General features: G+C 68.9%; 5 protein-coding genes. 4 read left to right on the top strand and 1 reads right to left on the bottom strand.

Going from position 1 to position 7,510, the window contains the following annotated elements; all coding sequences use genetic code 11:
- Positions 1-571: 571 nt before the first annotated feature.
- From B3611_RS10140 to B3611_RS01650, 4 genes are all read left to right on the top strand, one after another.
- Positions 572-1,951: a helicase-associated domain-containing protein gene (locus tag B3611_RS10140; protein ID WP_349676562.1), complete on the top strand. Its 1,380-nt coding sequence runs from the start codon at positions 572-574 to the stop codon at positions 1,949-1,951.
- A gap of 60 nt (positions 1,952-2,011) precedes the next feature.
- Positions 2,012-3,646, top strand: a complete 1,635-nt coding sequence (locus tag B3611_RS01660; RefSeq protein WP_291313348.1) for a DNA repair helicase XPB — start codon at positions 2,012-2,014, stop codon at positions 3,644-3,646.
- 19 nt (positions 3,647-3,665) lie between these two features.
- On the top strand, positions 3,666-4,310 hold the full coding sequence (locus B3611_RS01655; RefSeq protein ID WP_291313350.1) for a DUF3239 domain-containing protein: 645 nt from the start codon (positions 3,666-3,668) through the stop codon (positions 4,308-4,310).
- 173 nt (positions 4,311-4,483) lie between these two features.
- A complete protein-coding gene (locus B3611_RS01650; protein ID WP_291313347.1) occupies positions 4,484-6,628 on the top strand; it encodes a YhgE/Pip domain-containing protein in 2,145 nt (714 codons plus the stop codon).
- A 64-nt stretch (positions 6,629-6,692) separates the two neighbouring features.
- Here B3611_RS01650 and B3611_RS01645 read toward each other — a convergent pair whose 3' ends face one another.
- A complete protein-coding gene (locus B3611_RS01645; protein WP_291313346.1) occupies positions 6,693-7,172 on the bottom strand; it encodes a hypothetical protein in 480 nt (159 codons plus the stop codon).
- Between the last annotated feature and the right edge of the window lie 338 nt (positions 7,173-7,510).

Raw genomic sequence — 7,510 nt, 5'->3', positions numbered from 1 at the left:
CCCCGCCCTCCCTGGGGTCGCTGGCGACGCGCCTGACACTCCCCGCCTCCACCGCCCGGGCGGTGCGCACCCTCAACGCGGCGGAGATAGCGGTGCTCGAGACGGCCGGCGACCTCGGCGCGGAGCTCTCCCCGGTGGAGATCGGCCAGCTCGCCCACCTTCCCCTGAATGTGGAGGGGAGCGTCGCCACGCTGCGCTCCGCGGCCCTCATGTACGGCCCCGACGAGGCGCTGCGCGTGGCCCCGGGTGCGCTGGGCGCGCTGCCCGCGGGGTGGCGCATCCTCGACCCGGCGCCGGTTGACCTGGAGGCGAAGCTGGAGGGCATTTCGGCCCGCGAGCGCCGCGTGCTGGAGACCCTCGCCGCCTCGGGGGGCGTGGGCACGACCNNGAGTTGGGCCTGCTCGCCCGCGTGGACGCCTCCACCGTGCGCCTGCCCCGGCCGGTGCGCGAGGCCCTGCGCGGCGGCACCCCGCGCGTCTACCCCGTACGCCCGCCCGCGGGAGGCCCCCCGGCGGACCAGACCGCGGTCGACTCCGCCGCCACCGCCCGGGGCCTCGACGCCGTGCGGCAGATGCGTCAGCTCCTCACCCGCCTGATCACCGGGCCGGTGGCACTGAACAAGAACGGAACCGTCGGGGTGCGCGCAGTGGCCAACCTGCGCAGGGAGCTCGGTTTCGACCCCACACTGTCCGTCACCGTCGGAGAGTCAGCCGGGCTCCTGGGCCGGGGGAGCGTGGAGGACGTGGATGTCCTCGCGGCCACCCCGGACGCGCTGGCGTGGATCGAATCGCCTCTCTCAGACCAGTGGGCCATTCTCCTCGTGGGATGGGCGGCCTCCCCCTGGCGCGCCGACCTCTCCGCCTCCCACCGCCTGCTCGCCGCGGAAACCCATGTTCCAGACGTGCGCACGGCGCGCCTGACCATCCTGCGCGCCGCCGGCGGCGACCTGACGGCCAACCTCCTTTACTCCGCTCCCGTCGCGGCGGCCGGCATGTCGCCCGCGCTCATCGACGCGGTCTCATCCGAGGCCCACGCAGTCGGCGCCCTGTCGGACGGGCATCCCTCCTCCGCCCTCGCCGCCCTGCTCGCGGGCGGGGATGCGGCGGCGGCGGCGAAGGAACTGGTGCCCGCCGAGGTCTCCGCCGTCATCGCGCAGGCCGACATGACCATCCTCGCCCCCGGTCCCCTGCCCCCGGAGATGGCGGGGATGATGGAGTCCTTCGCCGAGCTGGAGTCCCCCGGCCTGGCCAGCGTCTACCGCGTCACGGAGCGCTCCGTCCGCCGCGCGCTCGACTCCGGGCGCACCGCGGCCGAGCTGACAGGCTGGTTGGACGGCCACGTCATCGGGGACGTGCCCCAGGGCCTTGCCTTCCTCATCGAGGATGCTGCGCGCCACCACGGTTCGCTGCGCGCCGGGGCCGTCGCGAGCTACGTGCGCAGCGAGGACGCGGCGCTGCTGGCCGAGGCGGCGGGGAGGGTGGCGTCGCTACGCGTGCTCGCCCCCACCGTGGCGGTCTCGCAGCTTTCCCTGCCCAAGATCATGGCGGAACTCCGGGCGGCGGGCCTGCAGCCGAGCGCCGAGGACGAAAGCGGCGCGGCCCTGCGCATGGTGCCACAGCCGCAGCTCGTTGCCCCCACGCCCTCGACTTTGCCGCGCGAGCGCGCCGTGACCCCGGAACACGCCGATGCCGTGCTGGCCGCCCTTCGCTCCGGCGACCCCTCCGTCGCGGAACCGGAACCGGAGGGAGGCGACACCCTGTCCACCCTGCGCGCGGCCGCCCGCGCCCGGCGCAGCGTCCGTCTCGGCTACGTGGACAAGAACGGACGGGGCAGCACACTCACCGTGCTTCCGCTGTCCGTCACCGCGGGGCAGGCAGATGTGGTGGACGAGGAATCAGGCAGCGTCGTGCGCATCGCTCTGCCGAGGGTGACCAAGGCCGTGCTCGCCTGACGCGGAATCAGGCCGGGCCGGGCCGCGTTGCATAATGGGTACCTCCTAGGAAAGGACCCCATGCTCGACGGCCCGCTCATCGTCCAGTCCGACAAGACTGTCCTCCTCGACGTCGCCCACCCCCGGGCGGCCCTGGCACGGGCGGCGCTCGCCCCCTTCGCGGAGCTGGAGCGGGCGCCCGAACACGTGCACACCTACCGCATCACCCCCCTGGCCCTGTGGAACGCGCGCGCGGCCGGGTTCGACGCCGAGACGGCCGTGGACGTGTTAGAGCGCTACTCCCGCTTCCCGGTCCCGCAGCCGCTCCTGGTGGACATCGCCGAGACCATGGCGCGCTACGGGCGGGTGCGCATGCTCAAAAGCCCCGCCCACGGGCTGATCCTGGAGACCGAGGACGCAGCCATCCTCACCGAGCTCATCCGGCACAAGAAGGTCCGCCCGCTGCTCGGCTCGCCGATCGACGCCACCACCATTCCCGTCCACCCCTCCGAGCGCGGCCGCGTCAAGCAGGAGCTGATCAAGATCGGCTGGCCGGTCGACGACCGCGCGGGTTATGTCGACGGCGAGTCCCACCCCATCGACCTCGTCACGGACGGCTGGGAGCTGCGCGACTACCAGCACTACGCCGCCGAGTCCTTCTGGCAGGGCGGCTCGGGAGTCGTCGTCCTGCCCTGCGGGGCCGGCAAGACGATCGTCGGCGCCGCCGCGATGGCCCAGGCGAAGACCACCACCCTCATCCTGGTCACCAACACAGTTGCGGGGCGCCAGTGGCGGGACGAGCTACTGCGCCGCACAACGCTCACGCCCGGTGAGATCGGCGAATATTCCGGGGAGCGCAAGGAAATCCGGCCCGTCACCATCGCCACCTATCAGGTGGTCACCCGCAAGACGAAGGGGGAGTACCGGGCCCTCGAGCTGTTCGACTCGCGAGACTGGGGCCTGATCATCTACGACGAGGTCCACCTGTTGCCGGCACCGGTGTTCCGCATGGCCGCCGACCTCCAGTCGCGGCGGCGCCTGGGGTTGACCGCCACACTCGTGCGCGAGGACGGCCGGGAGGACGACGTGTTCTCCCTCATCGGCCCGAAGCGCTACGACGCGCCGTGGAAGGAACTGGAGATGGCCGGTTACATCGCCACCGCCGAATGCATCGAGGTCCGCACCACGATGACGGAGAGCGAACGCATGGCCTACGCCACGGCCGAGACCCGGGAGCGCTACCGCCTCGCGGCGTGCTCCGCGGGGAAGCTCCGGGCCGTGGACGCACTCCTGCGCAAGCACGCGGGGCAGCAGACCCTGATCATCGGGGCGTTCGTGGACCAGCTCGGGGAGATCTCCCGGCACGTCGGCGCGCCGCTGGTGGACGGCTCCACATCCACCCGGAAGCGCGAGGAGGCCTTCCATAAGTTCCGCCGCGGCGAGATTCAGACCCTGGTGGTGTCCAAGGTGGCGAACTTCTCCATCGACCTGCCCGAAGCCGCCGTGGGGATCCAGGTTTCGGGGACCTTCGGCTCGCGCCAGGAGGAGGCGCAGCGCCTCGGCCGGCTCCTCAGGCCCAAGGCGGACGGGGGCGAGGCCCTCTTCTACACCGTGGTCGCACGCGACTCGCTCGACGCGGAGTACGCCATGCACCGGCAGCGCTTCCTCGCGGAGCAGGGTTACGCCTACAGGCTCGTTGACGCGGCGGACCTATAGAATCGGCCCCATGAACGAGATGAAGGTGTTCCGGTTCAACGTCGACGAGGCCTGGGCAAAGGAGCACAACGAAATGCTCCGCGACACCCGCAGCCTCGTCGTCTCCGGCATCTCCCTGTTCGTCATTTCCCTGCTCGGCGCGGCCGCCGTGTGGCTCCTCGTCGACCCCGCCTCCCCGTGGCACCTCATCGGCTCCCTGGGCCTCGCCCTCTTCGGCATCATGATGCTCATCGTCGCCCTCCTCATCCCGCGCTCGATGGGCACCGCCCAATCGCTTTACGACGCCCACCCACTCGCCCCGGCCATCATCGCCGAGCGCCGCGCCACCGACTACACCCTCCTCGCCCTGGTGAACGCGAACGCTGACCCGGACACCCCGCCCGTGTGGGCCGCCACGACCTGCACGGTGCGATCCCTGCCGAACACCGCCGACACCGCAGGCACGGAGGTACCCGTCGCCGCCGTGGGGGGCCAGCGGTCGATCCACGACAAGAACCGCTGGCAGGTGATCACCCCCATGCCCATCGCGTGGGGAACCCCCGACGCATCGGTGGTGGACGCTGCCCGCCGGGCGGTGCCGCGGGAGCAGTGGCAGATGCTGGACCGCGCGGCGGGCCGCCTGGACGAGGTGAAGGCCGCGAAGAACAACCTCCTCGTCCTGTAGCGCCCCCGGGTGTGACCGGGGCTACTCTTTTTTGTGCAATATTTTCTGAATCACTTTCCTACCGCAAGGTTTTAGATTAATTTAGTTTCCTAAGCAAAAAGCGATCCGTCGTTCGTCTCCCACTATCGGTGGAGGACGGCTTCACGGCGGGTGTGATGTGAAAGGAAACCGCATTGTCGACGATCACCTCCCCCGGGGGCACGCCACCCGCCAAGCGCAACGGCCTGCACCGAATCCTCGACTGGCGCCCGGCGAGCGTGCTCGCCCGCATTCTGGTCGTCCTCGCCCTCGTGGTGCCCCTCCTCATGTCCGCCACCTTCATGTGGGCCATGTGGGACCCCAGCAAGACCCTCCCCAACGTCCCCCTCGCCATCGTCAACGAGGACAAGGGGGCGGACAACAAGGGCGAGTTCCGCGAGGTCGGTGACGAGGTGGTCAAGGGCCTCCTCGACACCGATTACCTCGACTTTCACGAGGTCAGCGCCGAAGAGGCGCAGGAGGGCCTGACCAAGGGCGACTACCTGTTCGTGGTCACCATCCCCGAGGACTTCTCGGCCCGCACGGTCTCCCTCATCTCCGATCAGCCCCGCCAGTCCGAGATCCGGGTCGACTACAACGACTACACCGGCACCAACGGCACCGTCCTCACCGCGGCGCTGATCCCCGAGCTCCAGGCGCGGATCTCCGACACGATCTCGGAGACCTACGCCACCGAGACGCTCTCCGGAATGAACCAGCTTGGCGACGGCATCCGCCGCGCCGCCGACGGCTCCGCGAAGATCGACGATGGCCTCGGCCGCCTGCAGGCTGGCACCAACCGCGCCCAGGACGGCGCGACACAGCTCGACAGCGGTGCCACCCAGCTTGACGCGGGCGCCACTCGTCTCGGAGCCGGTGTCTCCGAGCTGACTGACGGTGCCACCCAGCTCAACCAGGGCGCCACGCGCCTCGATGGCGGTGCCCACGAGCTCAATAACGGCCTCTTCACATTGAAGGACGGCACGGCCCAGCTTGGCAACGGCGCCTCTCAGATCGACGCCGGCGTCCAGGAGCTCACCGGCATGCTCATTCCGCTCCTTGAGCAGGTTCAGGGAGTCGTGGGTCAGGTCCGCCCCGTCGTCGATGCCCTCAACGCCGTGGGAATGACCGCTCAGGCGGAGCAGCTCAACGGCACCATCTCCAAGCTCGACCCCGCCAACCCGACCAACATGGTCGCTCAGCTGAACCGACTCCGTGCCGGCACCCAGGAGCTGAGTTACAACCTCAACGACCCCTCCTCCCAATACCTGAGCGGAGTTAACCGCCTGGTCGAGGGATCCACTACGCTCGCCAACGGCACCACCGAGCTGAAGGGGGGCACCGATCGCCTCGTGGAGGGCACCGGGCGGCTCTCGAGCGGAGCCGTCGAGCTCAAGGACGGCACCACCCGCCTGAAGGACGGAACCACCCAGCTCGTGGACGGCAGCGTCCAGCTTGGCGACGGTGTAAACCAGCTCAAGGACGGCTCCACCGAGTTGAACCAGAAGCTTACGGAAGGTGCGGAGAACGCACCCGTGGTTTCCCAAGTCCCCGAATCGGCCCACCAGATGGCGGTCCCGATCGTGTTCGAGGAAGCCAACATGCACCCCGCCCAGGGCCTGGTGGACGAATCCAACCCTACCGAGAAGAAGATCGAGAGCGGATTCTCGCTCATCGTGATGCTGATCTTCGGCTACCTGGTCATGGCGGTTCTCGCGGCACTGCTGCCCCACGTGGTGGGCCGGCGCTCCGAAAGCCGCACCGGAGCCGGCCCGGTCCTGCGTGCCTTCGGCCTCATGTTCCTGATCAACCTCGGCATCATGGCCGTGTTCACCGCCATCTCGGTTCTCACCGGCTGGCGCCCGCACAACTGGGCTTCGATGGGCCTCGTCATCGCCCTGATCGCCGCCAACGGCGCCGCGCTCTTCCAGTTCTTCCGCGTGCTGTTCGGCCGACTCGTCGGCGGCCTCTTCTCGGTCGGTTTCTTCGCGCTGGGCTTGTTCGTCTTCGGCGGCGTCTGGCCGCTGGCCACTATTCCGGGCCCGCTGCAGTTCTTCCACGCGCTGCACCCGATGAGCTACGCCCGCAACGCCTTTGTCCGCTCCACGGACGGCCTCTACGACCACACCTACTGGATCGGCCTCGCCGTTCTGGCAGGCACCACGATTGTGGCGGCACTCGCATCCATCATCATCTACAACGCCCGCCGCAAGGGCGGCGCCACGCAGCTCCAGGAGGAACGCGTCGCCGAGCACGAGTCGCGGCTCGGTGAGGAACCCCTCACCTCGGTGACGTACTGAAACTAAGCCCACGGAATGGGCCCCGGGAATCACCTCCGGGGCCCATTCTTTATGGGTGCGGCTCCTACCGCTGGCGGATCCTCTCCGCCTGCGCCTGGACTGCGTGCTCGAACTCCTCCGCAGGAACCTCCGGCGACGAGTAAACGGTGAACGCTGACCCGTCCATCACGACGTGGGCCACCCGGCTCGTAGACCCGACGGGTCCCGCAACCTCCAGGCTGGATTCCTTCACGGTCACAGCGGCAGCGGAGGAGCCACCGGCCCCGTCCACCCCCAGATCCACGGGCACCGCGGCGTAGGAGAAGCGAAGGTCCGACCCCGCCATTGTCTTGGTGACAGCCGCGCACGCCCCGATGTCCACGGGAAAGTCCAGAAGAGACGGATCCGAACTCACTGCGGCGGTCACTGTCCCCCCGGAAGCATCCGAGGAAAGCTCACGCACCGAAAGCTTGTCGGGATTCGCCGCCACCTTGGAGATGAACGAGACAGCGGCCGGCACCAGCGGCGCGCACTCCGGAGGGTCCACCTCCTGTGCATCAGCCATTCCCACCATCTGATCGGTAACACCCGGTTGCTCTGACTCCTGCTGAGCAACCATCTGATTCAGGTCCGAGGCTTCGTAACCCGGAAGAGAGGAAGAATCGAGCACCACCGCGGACGGGTCCACAGGGTCATGACTTCCGGCGCTGCTGGAGCCCGATTGAGAATCAGAACCGGACGCACCCCCTCCCCCTGAGCACGCTGAAAGACCGAGGAGACACGTGAGGGCAAGAGTGGCAGAAGAGCGGGTACCGAACATGGCCACAGGCTAGCAAAAGGCCGCAGCCGGAGATCAAGCGCATAAAGGTGCCCTTACGAGACCATGAAAAAACGCACCCTCCG

The organism is Corynebacterium sp. UBA2622, from assembly GCF_002339505.1.
Classification (GTDB): Bacteria; Actinomycetota; Actinomycetes; order Mycobacteriales; family Mycobacteriaceae; genus Corynebacterium.
The sequence above is the reverse complement of the archived record's forward strand: the minus strand, read 5'-3'. Positions and strand labels throughout refer to the sequence as shown.

What these genes read in the sequence shown, in the direction of transcription:
- B3611_RS10140 (WP_349676562.1), top strand. Translation starts at nt 572, where the DNA reads ATGCGTCAGCTCCTCACCCGCCTGATCACCGGGCCGGTGGCACTGAAC.
- B3611_RS01660 (WP_291313348.1), top strand. Translation starts at nt 2,012, where the DNA reads ATGCTCGACGGCCCGCTCATCGTCCAGTCCGACAAGACTGTCCTCCTC.
- B3611_RS01655 (WP_291313350.1), top strand. Translation starts at nt 3,666, where the DNA reads ATGAAGGTGTTCCGGTTCAACGTCGACGAGGCCTGGGCAAAGGAGCAC.
- B3611_RS01645 (WP_291313346.1), bottom strand. Translation starts at nt 7,172, where the DNA reads ATGGCTGATGCACAGGAGGTGGACCCTCCGGAGTGCGCGCCGCTGGTG.